The 23,636-nt window shown below is 71.3% G+C and carries 21 protein-coding genes and 2 pseudogenes; 11 read left to right on the top strand and 12 right to left on the bottom strand.

Annotated elements, in window-relative coordinates; translation table 11 throughout:
* Positions 1-77 precede the first annotated feature (77 nt).
* Together K3769_RS24440 and K3769_RS24435 are read left to right on the top strand one after the other, a co-directional pair.
* The gene (locus K3769_RS24440) at positions 78-569 is read left to right on the top strand and encodes an inorganic diphosphatase (protein WP_107018199.1); all 492 of its coding nucleotides are present in this window, start codon (positions 78-80) and stop codon (positions 567-569) included.
* 115 nt (positions 570-684) lie between these two features.
* Positions 685-2,340: a threonine/serine exporter family protein gene (locus tag K3769_RS24435; protein ID WP_267028482.1), complete on the top strand. Its 1,656-nt coding sequence runs from the start codon at positions 685-687 to the stop codon at positions 2,338-2,340.
* Positions 2,341-2,405: 65 nt separating this feature from the next.
* Here K3769_RS24435 and K3769_RS24430 read toward each other — a convergent pair whose 3' ends face one another.
* The gene (locus K3769_RS24430; RefSeq protein WP_267028481.1) at positions 2,406-3,431 is read right to left on the bottom strand and encodes a DedA family protein; all 1,026 of its coding nucleotides are present in this window, start codon (positions 3,429-3,431) and stop codon (positions 2,406-2,408) included.
* 142 nt (positions 3,432-3,573) lie between these two features.
* Here K3769_RS24430 and K3769_RS24425 point away from each other — a divergent pair, with 142 nt between their 5' ends.
* Complete coding sequence (locus K3769_RS24425; RefSeq protein ID WP_210881799.1) at positions 3,574-3,939, top strand: YbjQ family protein; 366 nt, start codon at positions 3,574-3,576, stop codon at positions 3,937-3,939.
* Between the two features lie 123 nt (positions 3,940-4,062).
* On the opposite strand, the gene K3769_RS24420 is transcribed toward K3769_RS24425, so the two are convergent.
* Entirely contained in the window at positions 4,063-4,821 is a 759-nt protein-coding gene (locus tag K3769_RS24420; protein ID WP_267028480.1) for a MerR family transcriptional regulator, read from the bottom strand.
* A 278-nt stretch (positions 4,822-5,099) separates the two neighbouring features.
* On the opposite strand from K3769_RS24420, the gene gad reads away from it, so the two are divergent.
* Complete coding sequence (gad, locus tag K3769_RS24415; RefSeq protein ID WP_267028479.1) at positions 5,100-6,506, top strand: glutamate decarboxylase; 1,407 nt, start codon at positions 5,100-5,102, stop codon at positions 6,504-6,506.
* Here gad and K3769_RS24410 read toward each other — a convergent pair.
* From K3769_RS24410 to K3769_RS24400, 3 genes are all read right to left on the bottom strand, one after another.
* On the bottom strand, positions 6,487-7,143 hold the full coding sequence (locus K3769_RS24410) for a PadR family transcriptional regulator (protein ID WP_267028478.1): 657 nt from the start codon (positions 7,141-7,143) through the stop codon (positions 6,487-6,489). The genes gad and K3769_RS24410 overlap by 20 nt on opposite strands.
* A 133-nt stretch (positions 7,144-7,276) precedes the next feature.
* On the bottom strand, positions 7,277-8,740 hold the full coding sequence (locus tag K3769_RS24405) for an aldehyde dehydrogenase family protein (RefSeq protein ID WP_267028477.1): 1,464 nt from the start codon (positions 8,738-8,740) through the stop codon (positions 7,277-7,279).
* 80 nt (positions 8,741-8,820) lie between these two features.
* Positions 8,821-9,657: a Sco1979 family transcriptional regulator gene (locus K3769_RS24400; protein WP_493660840.1), complete on the bottom strand. Its 837-nt coding sequence runs from the start codon at positions 9,655-9,657 to the stop codon at positions 8,821-8,823.
* A 332-nt stretch (positions 9,658-9,989) separates the two neighbouring features.
* Here K3769_RS24400 and K3769_RS24395 point away from each other — a divergent pair, with 332 nt between their 5' ends.
* Positions 9,990-10,487 carry an ATP-binding protein gene (locus K3769_RS24395; RefSeq protein ID WP_267028476.1) on the top strand — a complete coding sequence of 166 codons (498 nt, stop codon included), beginning with the start codon at positions 9,990-9,992 and terminating at the stop codon, positions 10,485-10,487.
* Between the two features lie 190 nt (positions 10,488-10,677).
* Here the strand turns inward: K3769_RS24395 and K3769_RS24390 are convergent, their stop codons facing one another.
* Together K3769_RS24390 and K3769_RS24385 are read right to left on the bottom strand one after the other, a co-directional pair.
* Positions 10,678-10,920, bottom strand: coding sequence for a DUF397 domain-containing protein (locus K3769_RS24390; protein ID WP_079103477.1), 243 nt, complete (start codon positions 10,918-10,920; stop codon positions 10,678-10,680).
* A gap of 388 nt (positions 10,921-11,308) precedes the next feature.
* Positions 11,309-11,437 (bottom strand): annotated as a pseudogene (locus K3769_RS24385) (30S ribosomal protein S18); the annotation flags it as partial.
* A gap of 525 nt (positions 11,438-11,962) precedes the next feature.
* On the opposite strand from K3769_RS24385, the gene K3769_RS24380 reads away from it, so the two are divergent.
* Complete coding sequence (locus K3769_RS24380; protein ID WP_267028475.1) at positions 11,963-12,472, top strand: hypothetical protein; 510 nt, start codon at positions 11,963-11,965, stop codon at positions 12,470-12,472.
* On the opposite strand, the pseudogene K3769_RS24375 reads toward K3769_RS24380, so the two are convergent.
* Positions 12,450-14,727: pseudogene (locus K3769_RS24375) on the bottom strand (FUSC family protein). The gene K3769_RS24380 and the pseudogene K3769_RS24375 sit on opposite strands and share 23 nt — an antisense overlap.
* A gap of 206 nt (positions 14,728-14,933) precedes the next feature.
* Between K3769_RS24375 and K3769_RS24370 the strand changes: the two are divergent.
* Positions 14,934-15,494 carry a DUF4232 domain-containing protein gene (locus K3769_RS24370; RefSeq protein ID WP_267028474.1) on the top strand — a complete coding sequence of 187 codons (561 nt, stop codon included), beginning with the start codon at positions 14,934-14,936 and terminating at the stop codon, positions 15,492-15,494.
* A 50-nt stretch (positions 15,495-15,544) separates the two neighbouring features.
* Here the strand turns inward: K3769_RS24370 and K3769_RS24365 are convergent, their stop codons facing one another.
* A complete protein-coding gene (locus K3769_RS24365) occupies positions 15,545-16,696 on the bottom strand; it encodes a DUF2786 domain-containing protein (RefSeq protein ID WP_267028473.1) in 1,152 nt (383 codons plus the stop codon).
* A 92-nt stretch (positions 16,697-16,788) separates the two neighbouring features.
* Between K3769_RS24365 and K3769_RS24360 the strand changes: the two genes are divergently transcribed.
* The 3 genes from K3769_RS24360 (at position 16,789) to K3769_RS24350 (ending at position 19,623) form a co-directional block, all read left to right on the top strand.
* Positions 16,789-16,959 (top strand): hypothetical protein, encoded by a 171-nt coding sequence (locus K3769_RS24360; RefSeq protein WP_267028472.1) that lies wholly within the window; start codon positions 16,789-16,791, stop codon positions 16,957-16,959.
* 90 nt (positions 16,960-17,049) lie between these two features.
* Entirely contained in the window at positions 17,050-17,775 is a 726-nt protein-coding gene (locus tag K3769_RS24355; protein ID WP_267028471.1) for a Clp protease N-terminal domain-containing protein, read from the top strand.
* Between the two features lie 99 nt (positions 17,776-17,874).
* Positions 17,875-19,623, top strand: a complete 1,749-nt coding sequence (locus K3769_RS24350; RefSeq protein WP_267028470.1) for a bifunctional 3'-5' exonuclease/DNA polymerase — start codon at positions 17,875-17,877, stop codon at positions 19,621-19,623.
* A 55-nt stretch (positions 19,624-19,678) separates the two neighbouring features.
* On the opposite strand, the gene K3769_RS41180 is transcribed toward K3769_RS24350, so the two are convergent.
* The 3 genes from K3769_RS41180 to K3769_RS24340 form a co-directional block, all read right to left on the bottom strand.
* Positions 19,679-20,419 (bottom strand): tetratricopeptide repeat protein, encoded by a 741-nt coding sequence (locus K3769_RS41180; RefSeq protein ID WP_372515023.1) that lies wholly within the window; start codon positions 20,417-20,419, stop codon positions 19,679-19,681.
* A complete protein-coding gene (locus K3769_RS41175; RefSeq protein ID WP_372515022.1) occupies positions 20,386-20,970 on the bottom strand; it encodes an AfsR/SARP family transcriptional regulator in 585 nt (194 codons plus the stop codon). Before K3769_RS41175 ends, K3769_RS41180 begins: the two co-directional genes overlap by 34 nt.
* A gap of 364 nt (positions 20,971-21,334) precedes the next feature.
* Positions 21,335-22,231, bottom strand: a complete 897-nt coding sequence (locus K3769_RS24340; protein WP_267031520.1) for a glycosyltransferase family 2 protein — start codon at positions 22,229-22,231, stop codon at positions 21,335-21,337.
* A gap of 345 nt (positions 22,232-22,576) precedes the next feature.
* Here K3769_RS24340 and K3769_RS24335 point away from each other — a divergent pair, with 345 nt between their 5' ends.
* Positions 22,577-23,524 carry a M56 family metallopeptidase gene (locus tag K3769_RS24335; protein ID WP_282566241.1) on the top strand — a complete coding sequence of 316 codons (948 nt, stop codon included), beginning with the start codon at positions 22,577-22,579 and terminating at the stop codon, positions 23,522-23,524.
* Positions 23,525-23,636 lie beyond the last annotated feature (112 nt).

Below are 23,636 nucleotides of genomic sequence, written 5' to 3'. Positions count from 1 at the left end.
GCCCCTTTCGCGATCACACACCTGCGTGAGGGACACTTAACCACCAGAACTATGTGTTGATCATGGAGGAGTCACCGGTGGAGTTCGACGTCACGATCGAGATTCCGAAGGGTTCACGGAACAAGTACGAGGTGGACCACGAGACCGGTCGGATCCGTCTGGACCGTCGCCTCTTCACCTCGACCAGCTACCCGGCCGACTACGGCTTCGTCGAGAACACCCTCGGCGAGGACGGCGACCCGCTGGACGCGCTGGTCATCCTGGACGAGCCGACCTTCCCGGGTTGCCTCATCCAGTGCCGCACGATCGGCATGTTCCGTATGACGGACGAGGCCGGCGGCGACGACAAGCTGCTGTGCGTTCCCGCGCACGACCCGCGCGTGGAGCACCTGCGGGACATCCACCACGTGTCGGAGTTCGACCGTCTGGAGATCCAGCACTTCTTCGAGGTCTACAAGGACCTGGAGCCGGGCAAGTCCGTCGAGGGCGCCAACTGGGTGGGTCGCACGGACGCCGAGGCCGAGATCGAGCGTTCGTACAAGCGCGCGAAGGACGCGGGCGGTCACTGATCCGTCTGTGTCCTGCGGGCCGCGCGACCCCGACCGGGTCGCGCGGCCCGTTTGTGTACCGGTGCGCATACTGGGGCGTACTGGATGTGCAAACCAGGAGTAGCAGGAGTAGTACGTGACGGAATCGGACGCCGAGGACCGCAAACCGCAGTCGGACGAGGCGCGCAGCGCCTTCGTACCGCCGAGCGGTGTGGTCACACAGGCCCCGCCGGTCGAGGAGGAGTCCTCGACCACGTCCGAGTTCGCGCTGCCCAAGGGCTACGGCGTGCCGCAGGCGCCCGCCGCCGATCCCTCCGAGGGGTCGGCGTTCAGCATGCCGAGGACGTACAGCTCCAGGGACGCGCCCGCCTTCACGCCCCCGGCGGGCATACCGCGGGTCGACCTCATCAAGGACGCCCCCTGGCAGGACCGGATGCGCACGATGCTGCGGATGCCGGTCGCCGACCGGCCCGTGCCCGAGACCGTGCAGAAGTCCGAGGCCGAGGGCCCCGCCGTGCCGCGCGTCCTGGACCTGACCCTGCGCGTCGGCGAGCTGCTGCTCGCGGGCGGGGAGGGCGCCGAGGACGTGGACGCGGCGATGTTCGCCGTCTGCCGCTCCTACGGCCTCGACCGCTGCGAGCCGAACGTCACCTTCACCCTGCTGTCGATCTCGTACCAGCCGTCGCTGGTCGACGACCCGGTGACCGCGTCGCGGACCGTGCGGCGCCGGGGCACCGACTACACGCGGCTGGCGGCCGTGTACCAGCTCGTCGACGACATCAGCGACGACGAGACCGAGGTCTCCCTTGAAGAGGCCTACCGACGGCTCGCGGAGATCCGCCGCAACCGGCACCCGTACAGCGGCTGGGTGCTGACGCTCGCCACCGGGCTGCTCGCGGGCGCGGCCTCCGTGCTCGTCGGCGGTGACCTCATCGTGTTCGTCGCGGCCGTCGTCGGCGCGATGCTCGGCGACCGGCTGGCGTGGCTGTGCGCCGGGCGCGGGCTGCCGGAGTTCTACCAGTTCACGGTGGCCGCGATGCCGGCCGCGGCGATCGGGGCCGCGCTCACGGTCGCGCACGTCGACGTACGGGCGTCCGCGGTGATCACCGGTGGGCTCTTCGCGCTGCTGCCCGGACGGGCGCTCGTGGCGGGCGTCCAGGACGGACTGACCGGCTACTACATCACCGCGTCGGCCCGGCTCCTGGAGGTCATGTACTTCTACGTCGGCATCGTCATCGGCGTCCTGGTGATCCTGTACTTCGGCGTGACGCTGGGCGCCGAGCTCAACCCGGACGCGGCCCTGCTGTCCACGAACCGGCCGCTGTGGCAGATCGGCGCGTCGATGCTCCTGACGCTCGCCTTCGCGGTGCTGCTCCAGCAGGAACGTTCGACCGTGCTGATCGTGACCCTGAACGGCGGGGTCGCGTGGAGCGTGTACGGCGCGATGCACTACGCGGGCGAGATCTCGCCGGTCGCCTCGACGGCGGTGGCCGCCGGTCTGGTGGGGCTCTTCGGACAGCTCATGTCGCGCTACCGCTTCGCCTCCGCGCTGCCGTACACGACCGCCGCGATCGGGCCGCTGCTGCCTGGTTCCGCCACGTACTTCGGGCTGCTCGCCATCGCCCAGAACGACGTCGACCAGGGCCTTGTGCAGCTCTCCAAGGCCGCGGCCCTCGCGATGGCCATCGCGATCGGGATGAACCTGGGGTCCGAGATCTCGCGGCTGTTCCTGCGGCTGCCGGGGGCCGCGGCGGGGGCGCGGCGCGCGGCGAAGCGGACCCGAGGGTTCTAGGCGGGCGCGCGCGGTTCCCCGCGCGCCCCCCTTCGCGGCACCCCCCGGCGCGCGGGGAGACCCGGTCAGTTCCTCGGATACTCCTGGCCGTACGGGTACTGCTGCTGGCCGTGCTGACCCTGCTGGTGCTGGCCGTGCTGTCCCTGCTGGTACGGCTGCGGGTACTGCTGCTGCTCCTCGGGGTACTGCCACTGCTGTTGGCCGTAGTTCTGGTCCTGCCCGTATGGCTGCTGCTGGTAGTAGTCCTGGTTCTGGCCGTGGTTCTGGTTGCCGTACTGGTCGTGCTGCCGGCCGCCCTGGTCGCCGTAACCCTGGTCCTGGCCGTGCTGGGGACCGTACCGCTGGTCGTAGCCGTTCTGGTGGGGCTGCGGGATCTGGCGGAGCTGGGCCGTGCGGTCGTCCATGACGGGGGCCGCCTGCGGGGCGTGACCGGCCTGGGGCTCGGCCGCCGGTCCGTCCGCGCCGTTCTTCTTGGACTTTCCGCGGGCGCGCAGGAACTCGATGATGATCGGGACCACCGAGATGAAGACGATCAGGAGCAGGATCGGCTCGATGTTCTTGTGGACGAACTCGATGCGGCCGAGCCAGGACCCGAGCGCCGTGACGCCCGCGCCCCACAGGACGCCGCCGATCACGTTGAAGGTCAGGAACGAGCGGTACTTCATGCCGCTGACGCCGGCGATGATCGGCGTGAACGTGCGCACGACCGGCACGAAACGGGCCAGCACCAGCGACTTCGGGCCGTACTTCTCGAAGAACTCGTGTGCCTTGGTGACGTTCTCCTGCTTGAAGAGGCGGGAGTCCGGCCGGGTGAAGAGCGACGGGCCGACCTTCTTGCCGAACATGTAGCCCGCCTGGTCGCCGAGGATCGCGGCGACACAGATCAGCGCGATCGCGGCCCACAGCGGGAAGTCCAGGGTGCCGGCGGTGATCAGCATGCCCGCCGTGAACAGCAGCGAGTCACCCGGCAGGAAGAAGCCGATGAGCAGGCCCGACTCGGCGAAGACGATCAGGAGCAGGCCCCAGATGCCGAACGAGTCCAGCAGGTAGTCCGGATCCAACCAGCTTGGGCCAAGGGCAAGCGTCGTCACGTTTCCGGGCTCCTGAGGGGTGGTGGATGCGGCGGCGGGCGAAGGTGTGGCCGACCAAAGTTATCAACGCGCCACGGACTGACCAGGTTCCACCGGCTCCTACAGGATGCACTGTGCCCCGACTGGGACAAAGCTGTGGGCCATGGGTATCGAAGAATACGGCGGCGGTCAGGGCCCTGCGCCCGACGTGCTGGTCGTGACGACGAACGACGTACCCGGTTACCGGGTCGAGCAGGTCATCGGTGAGGTCTTCGGGCTGACCGTCCGCTCCAGGCATCTGGGCAGCCAGATCGGCGCGGGGCTGAAGTCGATGATCGGCGGCGAGTTGAAGGGCCTCACCAAGACCTTGGTGGAGACCCGCAACCAGGCCATGGAACGGCTCGTCGAGCAGGCACGGGCACGGGGCGCCAACGGCGTGCTGATGTTCCGCTTCGACGTGACGGACGCGCAGGACGTGGGCACGGAGGTGTGCGCGTACGGCACGGCCGTGGTGATGGTCAAGGAGTAGCGCGACCGGTCGGTAAGGGGTGCCGGGTAAGGGGTGTCCGCCAATGCGGGCGCCCCTTACCAGGCACTCCTTGACCCACACTCCTTGCCCGACACTCTTTGCCCGACTGTCATGGCCCGGCTGTCACGCGTGTCGTGCCGCGTTCGCCGCGATCGCGTCCCTGAGGTGCTCGGCGAGCCCCGGGCGCAGGGCGTCGTAGAACGCCCTGAACCGTTCGTCGGACACGTACATCTCGCCGAGCCCGCGATGGATGTCGTACGAGCACGCGTAGAACCAGCGGGTGATGTGCTGCCGGTGTTCCTCGGCCATGTCAATGGCGGGCTCCCCCGTGGCGGGTTCGCCGGACACCATGAGGGCGTCGTAGCGCCCGCCCCAGGCGGCGGTCTCGGCCCGCATGCGCTGCCAGTCGTCCTTGCCGTAACGGGAGGTGCGGCGCTGCGACTCGGCGTACGCGTCCGTGCCGCCCCAGCGGCTCTCGGCCTCCTCGGCGTGCTCCTCGGGGTCCTTGCCCCCGAAGACCTCGAACTTTTCCTCGGGTGTGAGGTCGATGCCCATCGTGCGTGCCTCCATGGCGTGTTCCACGGCCGCGGCCATCTTCCGCAGCTTCTCGATCCGGTCGGTCAGCAGGTCGTGCTGCCGGCGCAGGTGCTCGCGCGGGTCGGCCCGCGGGTCGTCGAGCAGGGCCGCGACCTGGTCGAGCGGAAACCCCAGCTCCCGGTAGAACAGGATCTGCTGCAGCCGGTCGAGGTCGGCGTCGCTGTAGCGCCGGTGGCCCGCGTGACTGCGCCCGCTCGGCACGAGCAGCCCGATCTCGTCGTAGTGGTGCAGCGTCCGCACCGTCACTCCGGTGAAACCGGCGACCTGTCCCACGGGGTGGCTCACGATCTCCGCTCCCTCTTCTCCGTACACGGCTCGGTACGCGGCTCGGTACGCGGCTCGGTACGCGGCTCGGTACGCGGCCTTCTCCGTACTCCGCTCGGTACACGGTCTTCTCGTACACCGCTCGGTACGCGGTCCAGGCTGACGCCTCACGTCACGTGAGGTGCAAGCGGGAGATCCCTCGCGCGCCGAGCCGGTTCTACCCCCTTTTGGCGAGGGGTGGCCCACGATGGAGTTCCGGACCCTCGAACCCTGGCTCTGCCCAGACGACCGGAGGCACCATGGCGCTGCACAAAGGCCCCGCGAAGTCCGACGAGCACCCCTCGACCGTCAACCCCTTCTACGGGGCGGCCAATCCGGTCGACGGCATGACCGAGGCCCCGCCCCAGCACCGGCTGCCCGACGGACCGCTGGCCCCCTCCACCGCCTACCAGCTGGTGCACGACGAGCTGATGCTGGACGGCAACTCCCGGCTCAACCTCGCGACCTTCGTCACCACCTGGATGGAGCCGCAGGCCGACATACTGCTCGGTGAGTGCCGCGACAAGAACATGATCGACAAGGACGAGTACCCGCGCACGGCCGAGCTGGAGCGCAGGTGCGTGGCGATGCTCGCCGATCTGTGGAACGCGCCGGATCCGGCCGCCGCCGTCGGGTGTTCGACGACCGGGTCGAGCGAGGCGTGCATGCTCGCCGGCATGGCGCTCAAGCGCCGCTGGGCCGAGCGCAACGCGGACCGGTATCCGGGCGCCCGCCCGAACCTCGTCATGGGCGTCAACGTGCAGGTCTGCTGGGACAAGTTCTGCAATTTCTGGGAGGTGGAGGCCCGCCAGGTGCCCATGGAGGGCGACCGCTTCCACCTCGACCCGCGGGCCGCTGCCGAGCTGTGCGACGAGAACACCATCGGGGTCGTCGGCGTGCTCGGCTCCACCTTCGACGGGTCGTACGAGCCGGTCGCCGAACTGTGCGCCGCGCTGGACGAGTTGCAGGAGCGCACCGGCCTGGACATCCCCGTGCACGTGGACGGCGCGTCCGGCGCGATGGTGGCGCCCTTCGTCGACGAGGACCTGGTCTGGGACTTCCGGCTGCCGCGGGTGGCCTCCATCAACACCTCGGGGCACAAGTACGGGCTGGTCTACCCGGGTGTCGGCTGGGCGCTGTGGCGCTCGCCCGCCGAGCTGCCGGAGGAACTGGTATTCCGGGTGAACTACCTGGGCGGCGACATGCCGACCTTCGCCCTCAACTTCTCCCGTCCCGGGGCCCAGGTGGTGGCGCAGTACTACACGTTCCTGCGGCTGGGCCGGGAGGGCTACCGGGCCGTCCAGCAGACGACCCGGGACGTCGCCATGGGGCTCGCCGAGCGGATCGGGGCCCTGGACGAGTTCCGGTTGCTCACCCGGGGTGATCAGCTGCCGGTGTTCGCGTTCACCACCGCTCCGGATGTCACCGCGTTCGACGTCTTCGACGTGTCCCGGCGCATGCGGGAGCGGGGCTGGCTGCTGCCCGCGTACACCTTCCCCGCGAACCGTGAGGACCTGTCCGTACTGCGGGTGGTGTGCCGCAACGGCTTCTCCTCGGACCTCACCCAGCTGTTCCTGGAGGACCTGCGCCGCCTGCTGCCCGAGCTGCGCTGCCAGTCACGGCCCCTGACGAGGGACAAGGAGGCGGCTACCGGCTTCCATCACTGAGGCTTTCATCACTGAGGCTTTCATCGGTGCGATACGGGTTCTCCTCGCCCTCGGAGAGCACCCCCACGAACGGCTCGCCCTCGCCCGCGAAGGTGTACGCGCCGCCCTTGATCCGCTGGATCAGGCCGCGCGTCCACTCGGCGCCGCTGTCGGCGGAGTGGACCCAGAAGTTCATGATCTCGCCGATGTGGCCGAGCTGGCCGGGCCCGTCGTCCGGCACATAGTGCTCGGTGACGGCCGTGCGCCACTCCTCGATGCCCCGCACCCGCTCCTCCAGGAGTTCGAGCGCCTCCTCGCGGCCGAGGTCCACCACGAAGCCGAGCGCCGCGGAGAGGACGTCCGGCTTCTGGTCGTACGAGGTCAGGGACTCGCGCAGAAGGGTGAGGTACTCCGCCGTGCCCTTCTCGGTGATCTCGTACTCCGTGCGCGGCGGACCGCCGACCGTGGAGGGCGCGATCTCGTGGGCGATCAGCATTCCCTGCTTCGCCATCTGCTTGAGCGCGTGGTAGATCGAGCCCGGCTTGGCGTTGGACCACTCGTGCGCGCCCCAGTACTCCAGGTCGTTGCGCACCTGGTAGCCGTGGGCCCGGCCGTGCTGGCGTACGGCACCGAGGACGAGGAGGCGGATCGCTGACATGCGGTCAAGCGTAGGACGCCAGGAGACGCCGCGGGCGCCGGGCCCACCGGGACCCGGCGCCGATCTGTCGGCACGGAAATACTCAGAAATACTCAGAACAAACCAGAACTGGGCAGAACTAGCCAGGGGCCGCTCAGAAGGGGAAGGCGCTGCGGCCGTGCTGGACCGAGATCCACTTCTGGGTGGTGAACGCCTCGACCGTGCCCTCGCCGTTCAGCCGGCCCACGCCCGAGGACTTCTCGCCGCCGAAGGGGACCAGCGGCTCGTCGTGCACGGTGCCGTCGTTCACGTGGAACATGCCCGTGTCGATCTGCTTGGCGAAGGAGACACCGCGCTCGACGTCGGCGGTGTGCACGGCGCCGCTCAGCCCGTACGGGGTGTCGTTGACGATCCGTACCGCCTCCTCCTCGCCGTCGAACGGCACGAGGAGCGCGACGGGGCCGAAGATCTCCTGCCGGAGGAGGTCGGACTCGGCGGGCACACCGGTCAGCACGGTCGGCTCGACGAGGTTGTCGGTGGTGGTGCCCCGCACGAGCGCGGTCGCGCCCTCGGCGAGCGCCTGGCTCACGACGGACGAAAGGGCGTCCGCCTGCGAGGAGTTGATGACCGGGCCGATGACGGTCTCCGGGTCGCTCGGGTCGCCGACCTTGAGGGACTTCACCTTCGCCACGAACTTCTCGGTGAACTCCGCCTCGACCGAGCGGTCCACGAGAACGCGGTTCGCGGCCATGCAGACCTGGCCCTGGTGCACGAACCGGCTGAAGACCGCGGCGTCCACGGCGTAGTCGACGTCCGCGTCGTTCAGGACCACCAGGGCGCTGTTGCCGCCCAGTTCGAGGATCGAGCGCTTGAAGTGCGCGGCGCAGACGGTCGCGACATGGCGGCCGACCTTGTCGGAGCCGGTGAAGGAGATGACCTTCGGGACCGGGTGCTCGAGGAAGGCGTCGCCGATCTCCGCGATGTCGGTGATCACCACGTTGAGCAGGCCGGCCGGCAGGCCCGCGTCCTCGAAGATCTTCGCGACCAGGGAGCCGCCCACGATCGGGGTGTTCTGGTGCGGCTTGAGGACCACGCCGTTGCCGAGGGCCAGCGCGGGCGCCACGGACTTCAGCGACAGCAGGAAGGGGAAGTTGAAGGGGCTGATCACACCGACGACGCCGACCGGGACGCGGTAGAGGCGGTTCTCCTTGGTGTCGCCGGGCGAGGGGATGATCTTCCCCTCGGGCCGCAGCGCGAGGTTGACCGACTCGCGCAGGAACTCCTTGGCGAGGTGCAGTTCGAAGCCGGCCTTCAGGCGGGTGCCGCCCAGTTCCGCGACGATCACCTCGGCGATCTCCTGCTCGCGCTCCTCGACGATCCGCAGCGCCTTCTCGAACACGGCCCGCCGCGCGTACGGGTTCGTCGCCGCCCATTCCCTCTGGGCGCGGGCGGCGGCCCGGTAGGCCTCGTCCACCTCGTCGACCGTGGCTATCGTGATCGAGGCCAGCTTCTCACCGTCGTACGGATTGAAGTCGATGATGTCCCAGGACCCCGTACCCGGACGCCATCGGCCGTCGATGTACTGCTGAGCCAGGTCGGTGAAGTAGGACGACGACATGTGATCCCTCAATCCCTTGCTGCCCGAGGCAACAGCCCATGCATCTTCACGGTCTGATCACATGTCATCGTACGGGTGTTTCAACTGAGTTGGAGCAGTCCTCTGAGCAAATCGCGGCTCTCGTCGGGGCCCGGACTGTCCTGCTGGAGCTCCTTCATCGCCTTCTCGTACTGGGCGACGTCCTCGCGCTTGTCCAGATACAGCGCACTGGTGAGCTGTTCCAGGTAGACCACGTCCGAAAGGTCGGACTCGGGGAAGCTGAGCACCGTGAAGGCCCCGCTCTCGCCCGCGTGCCCGCCGAAGCTGAACGGCATCACCTGCAGCCGTACGTTGGGGCGCTGGGAGATGTCGATGAGGTGCTGGAGCTGACCGCGCATGACGCCGCGGTCGCCGTACGGCCGCCGCAACGCGGCCTCGTCCAGCACGACATGGAACTCGGGCGCGCTCTCCGCCACGAGGTACTTCTGGCGTTCGAGGCGCAGCGCCACACGCCGCTCGATGTCGGCCGCGCTCGCGCTTCTCATGCCCCGGGTGACGACGGCGTGCGCGTACGCCTCGGTCTGCAGCAGACCGTGCACGAACTGCACCTCGTACGAACGGATGGTCGCCGCCGCGCCCTCAAGTCCCACATAGGTCGGGAACCAGCTGGGCAGGACGTCCGAGTAACTGTGCCACCAGCCCGCGACGTTGGCCTCCTTGGCGAGCGAGAGCAGTGACTTGCGCTCGGCCTCGTCGGCGATCCCGTAGAGCGTCAGCAGATCCTCGACGTCCCTCGTCTTGAAGCTCACCCGGCCCAACTCCATACGGCTGATCTTCGACTCGGAGGCTCGGATCGAGTAACCGGCCTTCTCCCGGGTGATCCCCCGCGACTCACGCAGCCGCCTCAGATGTGAGCCGAGCAGCATGCGCCGTACCACCGATCCCGACTCCTGCGCGCTCACGTTCGCCAGCCTCCCCAACCCGTCTTCAAGGGCCGCAGTCTGCCACTAAAACACTTCAAGCAGTACTCGTTCGGTTACAGAAACGGCAAGCTTTCAGAGGAGTTACACAGGAAACGACAAGGAGAAGACAAGCCAGACCCAGAAAAGTGACGCCGAGATGGCGGAAAAAAGTATCAAGAAGCGGTATGGGAAGGTCCAATTCGGGCGCGTGCACGTGCATCTGCCCTTGCATCTGCCGAACGCAGACGGAACGATGGTCTCGCGCCACCGCTGCATCGCAACGACCGCGAACCCCGGGAGTGCCTCGCATGGGGACGAATGGATCGACCATGCTGGAGCCGTTAAGGCAGGGGCTTCCGCCACTGGACCCGGCGGCCGTCTCCAACGCGGCCTCCTGCGCCCTCCCGCCGCGATACGAAGCGGTGCGCGACGCACGGCAGTTCACCCGCCGCACGCTCGACCAGTGGGACGTCGGCAACCGCTTCGACGACGTCTGCCTGGTGGTCTCGGAACTCGTCACCAACGCGCTGCGGCACGCGCTGCCCGAGGACGCCCCCCGCTCCGCCGACCAGGATCCGCCCGTGCGGCTGCACCTGATGCGGTGGACCGGGAGACTGGTGTGCGCGGTGCGCGACCCCAGCCACGACAGTCCGGTCGCGGGCGACTCCGACGACTTCTCGGCCGAGTCGGGACGGGGCCTGTTCCTCGTCGAGTCCTTCGCCGACGGCTGGGGATGGCACCCGCTCGCCAACACGATCAACGGCAAGGTCGTGTGGGCGCTGTTCCGCCTGGGGCCCTCCGCCTGACGGGCCGCGGCGCTTTTTTCGCGCCGCGGCTCTACGCGCGTTACGGGCTCCCCGGGCCGTCGGGAGCCGTCGGCCGCCGCGAGGCGCACGGCACGCAGGCCGTATACACCCGCCGCGCCCACGCCCGCGCGTCCCTCAGCTCGCCCCTCGCTGATGTCGGCGTCGGCCCACTGCCGTCGGCCCGCAGCCGTCAGCCCGCTATCAGGTGGTCGAACTCGCCGTCCTTGATGCCCAGGAGCATGGCCTCGATCTCCGCCCGGGTGTAGACGAGGGCCGGGCCGTCGGGAAAGCGCGAGTTGCGCACGGCCACCTCCCCGCCGGGCAGGCGGGCGAACTCCACGCAGGAGCCCTGCGAGTTGCTGTGCCGGCTCTTCTGCCAGGCCGCCTCGTGCAGCTCCGTGGCAGCCATGCCGTTGTACACGTCGTGGTCCACAGGTCGCTCCCCGATGGTGCATTGGCGTCTGCTGCCATAGATGCAATGGTCAACTGCCCCGGATCATAGCTGTCTTCACATGCAGATGCATGGGCAGATGCACGTGCACGGGGGGTGGTCTCGTGGTTACAGATTTGACGGTCGCGAAGCCCGAATCGTTCCAACTCCGCGTCCCGTCCATGGAGAGAGACGCACACCGGGCCGTTCCTGTTCCGAAACGACGCCGCCGCGTCCGAAGAATGAACGGACGGGGCGGGTCCGGCGGACCGGCGGGGACGGTTGGGGCCCGGGGGCCGGGGGGACCTTGGGAGACCTGGGCGGCGGCGGGCCGCGGAAGGCCGCGGGGGCCTTCCGGAACCGGCCGGGGCAGCCGCTGCGGCCGGGACTGGCGTGACGCGTAGGGCAGCAGAGCCGTCTCCGGGGGGTTCTTGACCGCTCGGGCCAGCGCGCGCTGCTGCCGGGCGGACACCCGGGGGACCCTGCGACTGCGAATCTTTCCGCGGTCGGAGAGAAACCTCAGGGGTGGGATGACTGGGCGGGGCTGATACTGCGGCCCAGTAGGGGTTGGCCGCGCAGTTCCCCGCGCCCCTTAGGTGGGACAGCTGGGCGGGATTGTGACTGCGGCGCAGTGGGTGCTGAGCGCGCAGTTCCCCGCGCCCCTAAAGACGAGGCGGTGAGTGCGAGGGGCGCCCGCAGGGCCACCCCTCCAGGGGCGCGGGTAACGGCGCGGCCAGCACCCGCCGTGCCCCTTTAGGGGCGCGGGGAACTGCGCGGCCAGCACCCGCCGACCCGCACGAACGAACCCACCTCACCAAGACGGGCCATGCCCCTCCAGGGGCGCGGGGAACTGCGCGGCCAGCACCCGTCGGGCCGCACGAACGAACCCACCTCACCCACACGGGCCGTGCCCCTCCAGGGGCGCGGGGAACTGCGCGGATGGGCCGCTCGCCCCGGGGGCGGTTTCACAGACCGCGGGTGGATGCCGCTGCTGCTGGTAGCTTGCAGCGGTTGGACCCGTCCGGCCACACCCCTGGAGGCTTCGGTGACTTCGGCGATCTTCCCGCGCACCCGCACGCACGCGCGCAGCGCGGCCGTAGCCGCAGGCCTGGCAGCCGCACTCGCGCTGACGACCGGCTGCAGCAGCGACGACGGCGGCGGTGACAGTGACGGCGGCAACAGCGATAAGACTCCGTCGTCCACGGCGAGCGCCGCACCCACCCGGTCCGCGGCCCCGGGCGACGACAAGCTGAACGGCAACTGGCTGACCACCAAGGGCGGCAAGGCCGTGGCCCTGGTGATCACCGGCAAGGAGGCCGGTCTCTTCTCGACGAGCGGATCCATCTGCAGCGGCACCGCCGGGAAGGACTCCGACGCGCACACGATCACGCTGAAGTGCACCGACGGGAACAAGGACCGGGCCGAGGGCACGGTGGACTCCGTCGACTCCACCACCCTGAAGGTCACCTGGGACGGCTTCGGCTCGGAGACGTACACCCGGTCCGAGGGCGAGGGCCTGCCGCCCGGCCTGCCTACGGCGAGCCTGGGTTCCTGACCCCGGCCGCCTTCGTGCCCGACCTCGCGCCCCGCTCCGTACCCGACCCGGTACCCGGCCCCGCGCCCGCCGACGTCCCGTCGAGCGTCATGGGCGGTACCGCCGTGTCGAGCGCCTCGGACAGCTCGGTCAGGGCGTCGAGGACGAGACGCGCCGCGCCGCCCACGAAGGCGTCGTCGGAGGGGACGGGAGCAGCTCCCTCCCCGGCCGGGGACGCCTCCTCCCCGGCCGGGCTGTCCGTCTTCTCCCAGGCCTCCACCGCGGCCCGTACCGCGTCCCACACCGGCACCCGCCGCTCCCGGATCGCCTTCGCCCCCTGCTGCGTGGACTCGCGCAGCGCCTCGGCGAGGCGGGCGGCGGCCGGCACCGGTGTCGCGCCGCGTTCCGGGAGATGTGCCTCCAGAAGCATGGCGAAGCGGCCCAGCTGCGCGAGCGCGTCCTCGGCGTCGTCGGCGGCGGTCCGCGAGAGGCCGCGGTGGCGCACCGGCTCGGCGGTCGCACGGGCCACGGCCGCGCCAGGCCGCCCGAGCGGTGCGCGCGGCGAGCAGGGCCTCACGGACGTCCGGGGCGTTCCGCAGGGCCGGATCGGCGTAGGCGTCGAAGACCGCGGCGGCGTAACGGCCCTGCGCGGCCAGCCAGTCCGCGAGGCGCGTCCGCAGCCGCGGGGTCTCCCACGCCGGATAGACGGCGTACGCGAGCATCGCCAGCACTCCGCCGAGGAGGGTGAGCAGGACGCGTTCGGGTACGGTCTGCGTCCACTGTTCGCCGCCCATGCCGAGCAGGAAGACGACGTACGCGGCGACACAGCCCTGCGCGGCGAACTGGCCCGTACGCATCAGCAGATACATGAGCGCGGCGCTCCCCACGGCGAGCGCGCCGGAGAGGTACGTGCCCGGGTCGGCGAGCCGCACCACCGCGGTGGCCACCGCCACGCCGACCACGGTGCCGCCGAACCGGCCCACCGCCCGGCTGTACGTCTGCGAGAAGTCCGGCCGCATGACCATGACCGAGATCAGCGGAACCCAGTAACCGTGACCGAGGGGCAGCGCGGTGCCGAGGACGTATCCGGCGGCGGCGACCGCGGACACCCGCGTGGCGTGCCGGGCGATCGGGGAGCCCCTGCCGAGTTCCTTGCGCATGGCTTTGAGCGCGGTGGGGAGCAGGGCGAACAGGGTGGGACGGCTGCGGGGGCGGTGGAGCGGAGCGGCCGGCGTGGCGTCGGCGGAGGGCGCGACACCGGCACCCGTGCCTTGGTCGCCGCCCTTCGGTGTGCTGCCGCCCGCCGTTTCCAGCACGTCCTGGAGGAGGGTGTTGAGGCGGGCCGCCGCGCGGTAGGGGCGGCCGGTGAGGATGCTTCCGGTGTCGGGGGTGCGGAAGGTGGCCAGGGCCGCGCCCGGGACGGTCACGGGCTCGCCCCGGCGGATCGCGTGGGCCGCCGCGTCGAGGACGGTGCCGGCGGCGGCGAGCAGTTCACGGACACGGTCGCGGGCGTGCCCCTCCGCCGGTACGCCCATCGCCGGGTCGGCGAGGGAGGCGAGTACCGGCCGGATGCGCTCGGCGACACCGCGGGCGCCGTGGAGTTCTGCGGGGCGGCGGCGGGCCTGGCGCGGGGTGACGGCGGCGGCGTCGCGGGCCTCCATCAGGGGCAGCGGGTCGAAGGGCGCGACGGGATCGTGGCGCAGCCGCCGCGCGTAGTCCGCCTCGGCGGCCAGGGCGTCGGCGAGCGCGTCGCGCTGGGCGCCCCAGCGGCGTACGGGGAAGAGCACGACCAGCGCGGCCTGGACGACGCCGCCCACGATCATCATCGCGGCGTGGCCCGCGGCCTGGGCGACGGAGGTCGGCAGGGTGACCGTCACGAGCATGATCGCCACGTTCGAGGTCGCCATCAGGCCTATGGTCGGGCCCGCGGCCCAGCTCATCCCCGCGACGAACGTCCACACCACCAGCAGGGCGAGGAACAGCGGCTCCTGGGAGATCGTCAGATAACCGAGGAAGGTGGAGACGGCGAGGCTCGCACCGGAGGCGAGGGCCAGTTCGGGGCGGGGTCGCCAGCTGCGCTGGAACGTGGCGATCGCCGCCTGGAACGCGCCGAACGCCGAACTCGCGGCGACGGCCGGACCGAAGGCCCACAGGCTCCCCGCGATCACGATCGCGAGCCCCACCGCTCCGCGCACCGCGACGAGAGGTTCGAGCCGTGTCTTCTCCACGGCGAGCCCCGAGCGCGCGGTGTCCTTAAGCGCTCGTCGCCAGCTCACTGCGCCAGCGTACGGGAGGGACCGGAGGGACGGAGGAGCCATGATGATCCACGGATACCGTCATCACCCGGTATCACCATCGCCATCACCCGGCATCACCATCGCCGTGACCGTCACTGTCACTGTCACTGCCACCAACAGTGGCAGTGACAGTGGCAGTGGCAGCATCACCATCAGCAGTACGACCCTGAGGCCAGAGGACATCCATGCGCACCCTGCCGATCGCCGTCACCGCCCTCGCGGCGACGCTCGCCCTGACCCTGACCGCCTGTGGCGGCGACGACGGTGGCGGCGGTGACAAGAAGACCAGCAGCGAGAAGAGCGGTGCGTCGAACTTGTCGACCGCCTGTGCGGCCGACAAGTTCACCCAGGAGGTCGTCGCCAGCGAGGCCCCGGCCGCGGGCGACACCGGCACCGTCTCCGTCACCCTGACGAACGGCTCCGGAGCCGACTGCACGCTGAAGGGCTTCCCCACCGTCGGCCTTGACGTCCGCGGCACCGCGCTGTCCGTCGCTCCGGAGAAGTCCGCGGCGCCGGAGAAGCTGACGGTGAAGAAGGACGAGACGGTCGGCTTCACGATCACGTACGTACGCGGTCCCGCGGGCGACGCCGAGAAGGCCGCCGCCGTGACGACCGCCAAGTTCGCCCTGCCCGGCGCCGACGCCGAGCTGTCCTTCGCCTGGAAGTACGGCGAGGTGGCGCTGCGGAGCGCCGGCGGCAACGAGCCGGACGCGTCGGTCACTCCGCTGCAGCGCACGGGGGACTGAGCGGCGCGGTCGATCCGCGGGCCCGGGCAGCCGGCCCGGGCCGGACGCGGTCAGGGGCTGTGCAGCGGTGGGCGGGCCCTGACCTGGGCGCGGTCCGCCGCCGCCGCTCCCTCCTGCCAGCCGGCCGCGTCGTTCACCCCGCGCATCCGGGTCGTGACGGTGTCCGGGAACATGCGCTCCGTCTCGTCCGTGACCGCGACGTCGCGCGCCGCGAGGACCGGCAGCAACTCCCCCTCCGTGGCGGACACCTGTCCCTCGGCCGCGTCGGCCAGCCGGTCGCCGATGCGGTGCGCGTACGCGGCGAGGAAGGACTGCCGGAAGGACTTCGTCCGCTTCCTTCCGCCCGCGCGCTGGGCCGCCTCCGCCTTCGTCATCGCGGCGGTGGCCTGCACGAGGAGCGAGGTGTAGAGGAGTTCGACCGCCTCCAGGCCGGGTTCGAAACCGACGACGGTGGAGAAGCCGAGGGCCTCGTTCCACACCGCCCGGCAGCGGTTGGCGCCGGCCACCGCGTCGAGGAGGACGGCCTTGGCGGTCTCGTACGGCGGGTCGACGCCGATCCGGCAGGCACCGGGCGTGTCCTCGGCGTGTGTGCGCGCCGCGAGCAGCGCCTCGTCGATGCTGTGCCGCGCCATCAGCTCCTGCGCCTTGGCGCTCAGCGCCTCCGCCTCCTCCGGGAACCCGGTCGCCTCCGCCTTGGCGAGGAGCGCGCGGATACGGGTGAGCATGCGGGTGTCCCGCGGGACGGCGCCGCCCCCGGGCGTGCGGGGCGCGCGGGGCACGTGGGCGTCCAGCGGCTCCAGCGAGGGCAGCCGCAGCAGCAGGCGGTACAGCTCCAGGACGGCGGTCGCGTACGAGAAGCGGTCCGGGCGAGGGGCTGACGGGCCGGCGTCCAGTTCGTCGAGTTGTGCCGTCCAGCGCGGGGTCCGGGGCGTACGGTCCCGGGCGGCCTCGGCGAGGACGAGTTCCGTCACGAGGCGTTCGTGCACGTCGTCCAGTTCGCGCCGCACGATCCGTACGACGTCCGCGGGCTGCCAGCCGCGCCGCCAGGCCGCCGCGACGAACTCCTCGCCGCGACGCGCGAGTTCGGTGTCGGACGCGGGGTCGGCGGCGAGCAGGGAGGCGCCGGCGTCGAGGGCCGCGTCGGAGTCGGCGTAGAGGGCGGCGGCGAAGGCGCGCTCCACCGCGGAGGACGTACTGCTCATACCTCGATCGTGTCATGGGGCCACCGGGGGCCTGTCGTCTCAGGGGGTGAAAACCGCTCGACCCATCGGCCGGCGGCCCCGACCACGCCCCCATGGTCGACGCCTCTCTGTACGCAGCGTTCCTGGTCGCCGCGCTCGCGCTCGTGGTGAGCCCCGGTCCCGGCCCCGGCCCCGGCCTCGGCCCCGGCATGACGTTCATCGTGGTCATGGGCTTCGTCTTCACGGGCCTGGCCCTACGTCTGCTCGTGGCGTCCCTGAAGTAGCCGAACGGTGGGGCGGCCCGCAGTGGCCATCCCGAAATGCACTGTCAACACGAGGTTGACAGTGCGGGGGCGTCAACCTACGGTTGACACATGACCACGAACCCACGCGGCACCACCTCCGTACGCCTCGACGACCTCATCGAGGCCATCAAGAAGGTCCACGAAGACGCCCTCGACCAGCTCCAGGACGCGGTGATCGCCGCGGACCACCTCGGCGACGTGGCCGACCATCTGATCGGGCACTTCGTGGACCAGGCCCGGCGTTCGGGCGCCTCCTGGACGGACATCGGCAGGAGCATGGGGGTCACCCGGCAGGCGGCCCAGAAGCGCTTCGTACCGAAGGCCGAGTCGGACCTCGACCCGAGCCAGGGCTTCAGCCGCTACACCCCACGCGCCAGGAACGTGGTGGTGGCCTCCCAGGAAGAGGCCAGGACCGCGGCGAACGACCAGATCCGCACCGAGCACCTGGTCCTCGGCCTGCTCGCCGAGCCGGAGGGCCTCGGGGCGAAGGCGATCACCGCGCAGGGCGTCACCCTGGACGCCGTACGCGAGGCCGCGAACGCCGGTCTCCCCCCGCGCGCGGAGACCATGCCCGCGCTCGTCCCCTTCGACGCCGGCGCCAAGAAGGCTCTCGAACTCACCTTCCGTGAGGCTCTGCGCCTGGGTCACAACTACATCGGTACGGAGCACATCCTGCTCGCCCTCCTGGAGCACGAGGCCGGTACGGGCGTACTGAGCGGACTGGGGATCACCAAGGCGGCGACGGAGGCGGACATCGCGAAATCGCTGGAGGAGGTGACGAAGCCCCTCCAGTAAGCCCCCCCTCAGCACCCTCCAGTCGTGAGCCGTGAGCCGTGAGCGGTGAGCAGATCGCGGTACGGCCGGATTGTCAGACCCTCCTGCGAGACTCGCGTCATGACCGGACGGTGGGCTCTCGCGCCGGCCGAGGACGGCGGCGCCGAGCTGGCCCCCCTCGGCCCCGACGGGCTGCCCGCCGGACCACTCCTGCGCGAACCGGACCTCGCCGAGTCCGTACGGTCCCGGCCGGGCGTCACCCGCTGGGTGTGGCGGGCGACGACGGAGGTCTACCCACGTCTGCGCGCCGAGGGCGTCCGCGTGGAGCGGTGTTACGACCTGGAGGTGGCCGAGACCCTCCTGCTCGGCCACGAGGGACGGCTCGGCGAACCCCGTTCGGCCGCCGCCGCCCTGGCCAGGCTGCGCGGCGGCCCCGTACCGCCCGATCCCCCGCAGCGCTCGGCCGAGCCCGGCTCGCAGTCCTCCCTCTTCGAGCCGCGCCCCGGCCCCGGCAGCCATGTGTCGCTGGCCCAGCTCATCGAGGTGTACGGGGACCAGCAGCGACGACACGACGCGACCGCGCGGCCCGAGCGGATGCGGCTGCTCACGGCCTCCGAGTCGGCGGGCACGCTCGTGGCGGCCGAGATGAACGAGACCGGGCTGCCGTGGAGCACCGACGTGCACCGTGAGGTCCTGCACGAACTGCTCGGCGAGCGGTACGCGGGCGGCGGTGAGCCACGGCGGCTCGCCGAGCTGACGGAGGAGGTCTCGGCCGCGTTCGGCCGCCGGGTCCGGCCCGACCTGCCCGCCGACGTCGTCAAGGCCTTCGCGCAGGCCGGGATCAAGGTGAGGTCCACGCGGCGCTGGGAGATCGAGTCCATCGACCACCCGGCGGTGAAGCCCCTGATCGAGTACAAGAAGCTGTACCGGATCTGGGTCGCCCACGGCTGGTCGTGGCTCCAGGACTGGGTGCGCGACGGGCGGTTCAGACCGGAGTACCAGGCGGGCGGCACCGTCACCGGCCGCTGGGTGACCAACGGCGGCGGCGCCCTGCAGATCCCCAAGGTCATCCGCAGGGCCGCGGTCGCCGACCCGGGCTGGCGGCTCGTCGTGGCGGACGCCGACCAGATGGAGCCGCGCGTACTGGCCGCGATCTCCCGCGACCCCGGTCTGATGGAGGTGGCGGGCCGCGAGAGCGACCTCTACCAGTCCGTCTCCGACCGGGCCTTCTCCGGCGACCGCGCCCAGGCGAAGCTCGCCGTCCTCGGCGCGGTCTACGGCCAGACGTCCGGCGACGGCCTCAAGAACCTCGCGCTGCTGCGCCGCCGCTTCCCCAAGGCGGTGGCGTACGTGGACGACGCGGCCCGCGCGGGCGAGGAGGGCCGGCTCGTACGCACCTGGCTGGGCCGCACCTGCCCACCGGCGGCGGGGTCGGACGCCGCCGGTGAGGAGGCGGGCATCCCGGACAGCGAGGAGGCCGACGAGCGGACGGGCGGGCGCAGCGGCCTGCGGACCGGCGGCGCCGGAGGTCCCGACGAGGGAGCCCAGAGCTGGGTGCCCGGTTACGCGTCCGGCAACGCCCGGGCCCGGGGCCGCTTCGCCCGTAACTTCGTGGTGCAGGGCAGCGCCGCCGACTGGACCCTCCTCGTGCTCGCCGGGCTGCGGCGCACCTGCCGGGACATGGCGGCCGAGCTGGTCTTCTTCCAGCACGACGAGGTGATCGTGCACTGCCCGGCGGAGGAGGCCGACACGGTGGTCCGGGCGATCCGGGAGGCGGCGGAGGAGGCGGGCCGCCTGACGTTCGGGGAGACACCGGTACGGTTCCCGTTCACCACGGCGGTGGTGAAGTGCTACGCGGACGCGAAGTGAGCGCGCTGAGCGGTGTGCCCTCGGTGCGCCCCCGGTGCGCCCCGGTGCGTGGTGGTCAGCCGACGCGGCTCAGCAGCAGATCCCGCAACTCCTCGGCCACCGGGCTGTCGGTGCCGTCGAGGTCGTCGAGGTCGTCGAGGTCGTTGAGGTCGTTGAGGGCCAGTTCCCACTGCTCGTACGCCTCCTCCGTACGGCCGGCCGACCGGTGCAGCAGTCCTTGCTGGTGCCTGGCGAGACCAGTGGTGTAGCGGTCGGCACGCCGCTCGGCACGCTCCAGCAGGAGGGCGCACTCCCGGGCCGCCCGCTCCGAGCGGTCGAGGTCGCGCAGGGCACGCACCAGACCGAGCCTGGTCTGCGAACCGCTCTGCCAGTCGACCCCGTCCGAGATGCTCAGGGCCCGGTCGAAGTGCTCCAGCGCACCGGCCGGTTCGCCGAGCGTGAGGTGGGCGTACCCGATGTTGCAGTGCCCGGACTCGCGGACCCGTGAGTCGCCCATGACCTCCCCGAGCGCGAGGCTCCGCTCGTGCCACTCGATGGCGGCGCGCGGGTCGCTGTGCTCGTACAGATTGCCGAGGTTGCTGTAGACGACGGCCTCGCCGTCCGCGTCGCCCGCCTGCCGTGCCAGTGCGAGGCTCTCCCGCAGTGCGGTCTCGCACTCGGCGTACCGGCCCAGACCTTCGAGCAGCAGACCCCGGTTGTTCAGACAGCGCTGGACGCGCGGCAGGACACCGAGACCGCGCCAGCGCGCGAGTGCCTGGTCGGTCAGCACGAGCGCCTCGCCGGCCCGGCCCTGCATGAAGCGCAGCCCCGCCAGGTCGGAGAGCGCGTCGCGCCGTCCAGCGCGGTGAGGGGCGAACGGCTGGTGACGATCACCGCGCAGCCGGCGCCCGCAGGCAGCAGGTGGCGGACCTGGGCGGCGTTCGCGACATCGTCCAGTACGAGCAGGGTGCGGGTGGGGGCCAGCAGCGACCGGAGCAACGCGCTGGCCGCGTCCGGGTGTTCGGGCACGCCTCGCGGTTCCGCACCGAGGTCGCGGAGCAGTGCGGCGAGGGCCTGCCCGGCGGTGAGCGGCGGCACGCCCGGGGTCGCCCCATGCAGGCGTACGTACAGCTGGAGCCGCCGCAGACGCGTCACGTGATTCTGCAGCGAGGCGTGCGCGGACGCGGGCGGGAACGCGCCCCACAACGCCTCCTTGAGCGTGTGCACCGAGACGACCCGCCCCGGCTCCAGGAGCAGCGCAGTGAGCAGGGCGCGCCCCTTGGCGCTGCTGACCGGCCGGGGGGCGCCACCGGCGTCGTACACGACCGTGGGCCCGAGCAGCCCGAAACGCAACCGGCACGCGTTCACGGGCGTGAACGCAGAGGCAGCGGCAGAGGCCGGGGCTGGGGTGGAGGCCGAGGCGCTGGACGGACCAGCCGCGCCGGGCGGACCGGGCACGTCAGGCGGACCGGGCAGACCGGCATCCCGACCCGACCGCGTCCCGCCGCCCACCTGCTCGCCCTCCCCGCCGACGGCGCCGGGCGGCCGGAATCCGACGCTCCGCCGACCCGCGGGCGGAACTCCGTGCCCCGCCGCACCGTCCGCCCCATGTTGGCGATCGGTTGGCGTGGCCTGATTTGATCATCGCGTCGGATCCGGTCGCTCCGGTACGCGGTAGGCGTCGAAGGTCGCCGCGACTCGGGGGAGTGTCGCCGTCGCGACCGGGTCCGTCTCAGATGACGGGCGGTCGCCCCAGCCGCGTAAGCCGCCACACGGTCCGCCAGCGCATCGGCCGGCGCTCCCCGGCCGGCGCCCTCAGCCCTTCCACGAAGCCCCCGAACCACGCGCGCAGCCCACCGAAGGACCGCGTCCGTACGAGGGTCAGCGCGATCCAGACCGCCAGGTGGACGGGGATGAGCGGGAGGGGCAGCCGGCGCCTGACCAGCCAGACGCGGTTGCGGGCGGTGACGCGGTAGTAGATGGCGTGCCGGGCGGGCGACGTCTTCGGGTGCTGGAGCAGCAGCTGGGGCTCGTACCGGATGGTCCAGCCGGCGTCGGCGGCCCGCCACGCCAGGTCGGTCTCCTCGTGTGCGAAGAAGAACTCGGCGGGCCAGTCCCCGGTCTGCGCGAGCATCTCCATGGACAGGGCGTGCCCGCCGCCGAGGAAGCAGGTCACCTCGCCGCCCCGCAGGGGGTCCTTGGCGCCGAGCCTGGGTACGTGGCGCCGCTGGGTCTCACCGTGCTCGTCGGCGATGCGGAAACCGACGATGCCCAGGCGCGGCTCGGCGGCGTACAGGTCCCGTACCGTGCGCAGCACATCGGGGTCGACGAGCAGCCCGTCGTCGTCCAGCTCGACGACGACGTCCACGTCACCGAACTCCCGCAGGCGCCGCAGGGCGACGTTGCGGCCACCCGGGCAGCCGAGGTTCTCGTCGACCTCGATGGCGGTGACCTCACCGGGCAGGCCGAGCCGCTCGGCGAACTCCGGCAGCGGACAGCCGTTGCCGACGATCACGATCCGCTCGGGTGCGACGTCCTGCTTGGCCACCGAGGCGAGCAGCGCGTCGACCTCGTCGGGCCGCGTCCCCATCGTCACCACGGCCACCGCGATCCGCGGTCCCACCGACATGACGCCCACCCCGATCTCGACCTCGTCGGACAATCAGGGGCCGATGCTAGCCGTTCACGCTGCGGACTCCTCAAGTACGCGACCACGTAAGGGTGTCGCGGCACGCGCCCCGGACGCCCTCCCCGGCGGCCTCCCTCGGACCGTCCCTCCGGCGGGTGCCTCGGGACCCCACCGACCGGTAGCGTGTCCATGACTCACGACTCACGAGCCATGAGCCATGAGCCATGACCCACGACACCACCGCCGGCAGCCGCCGACCGACAGCCGGCACGTCCTGCGGGACCCGCGGATCCCGCAGGACCCCCAGGACCGTGGGACCGAAGCGGAGAGGAAGGGGCCCAGGACATGACCGTGACGATCTCCCTCATGCTGATGGCGGCCGTCGCCCTGACCGCCGCGGTCGTGGCACCCCGCGTCCTGACCGGCGCCTCATGGCCCGAGCGGGAGCCCGTACTCGCGCTGTGGGTGTGGCAGTGCCTGGTCGCCACGGTCCTGCTGTGCTGTCTGTCGTCGCTCGTACTGAGCGCCTCCGCCGTCTTCCACACCGTCCGCGCCCATGTCTTCGCCCCCGCGCCGCCCTCCGTCACCGCGGCGTACGACCTGGCCGCCGCCCCGCCCTGGACCACCGCGCTGACCCTGCTGCTGGCCGGCGGCGCCGCCTGGACCACGGCGATGCTCGCCCGCGAGGTGACGGAGGCCCGCAGGCGCAGCCGTCTGCGCCGCGAGCACCTGCGCGAACGGGCCCCCGAGCTGCCGGCCGGCCTGCCGACCTCGCGCGGCCCGCTCCTCGTGCTGGAGGACGAGTACCCGGACGCCTGGTGGATGCCCGGCAGCCCGTCCCAGCTGGTCGTCACCACGGGCGCCCTGCACCGCCTCACCGACCACCAGCTGGACGCCATCCAGGCCCACGAACTGGGCCACGCGCGCGCCCGCCACGACTGGCTCCTGCATCTGTCCCAGGCGCTGGCCGGCGGTTTCCCCGGCATCCCGGTCTTCCGTGACTTCCGCGACCAGACGCACCGCCTCGTCGAACTGTCCGCCGACGACACGGCCTCGCGCCGCTGCGGCCACCTCACGACCGCGCTGGCCCTGATCGAGCTGAACCAGCACCGCGGCGTGCTCTCCTGCGCCACGCCCAGGCCGCTCCTCCACCAACGCGTGGAACGCCTCCTGGACCCGCCGCCCCGCCTCACCCGCTCCCACCGCAGAAGCACCACGACGGCCGCCGCACTGGCCCCGCTGGTCCCGCTCCTGATCGCGTTCGGCCCGGCACTGGCGACCCTGGCCTCGTAACACCTGCTTCACATGGTCAGTGACGTCACCGACCACGTAATCGATCACGTAATCGATCACATGGTCGGTGCCGCAACCGATCACGTGGTCGGTGCCGTAACCGATCACATAA

The organism is Streptomyces ortus, from assembly GCF_026341275.1.
In the GTDB taxonomy this organism is placed as follows: domain Bacteria; phylum Actinomycetota; class Actinomycetes; order Streptomycetales; family Streptomycetaceae; genus Streptomyces; species Streptomyces ortus.
This window is presented reverse-complemented; position numbering and strand designations above follow the sequence as displayed.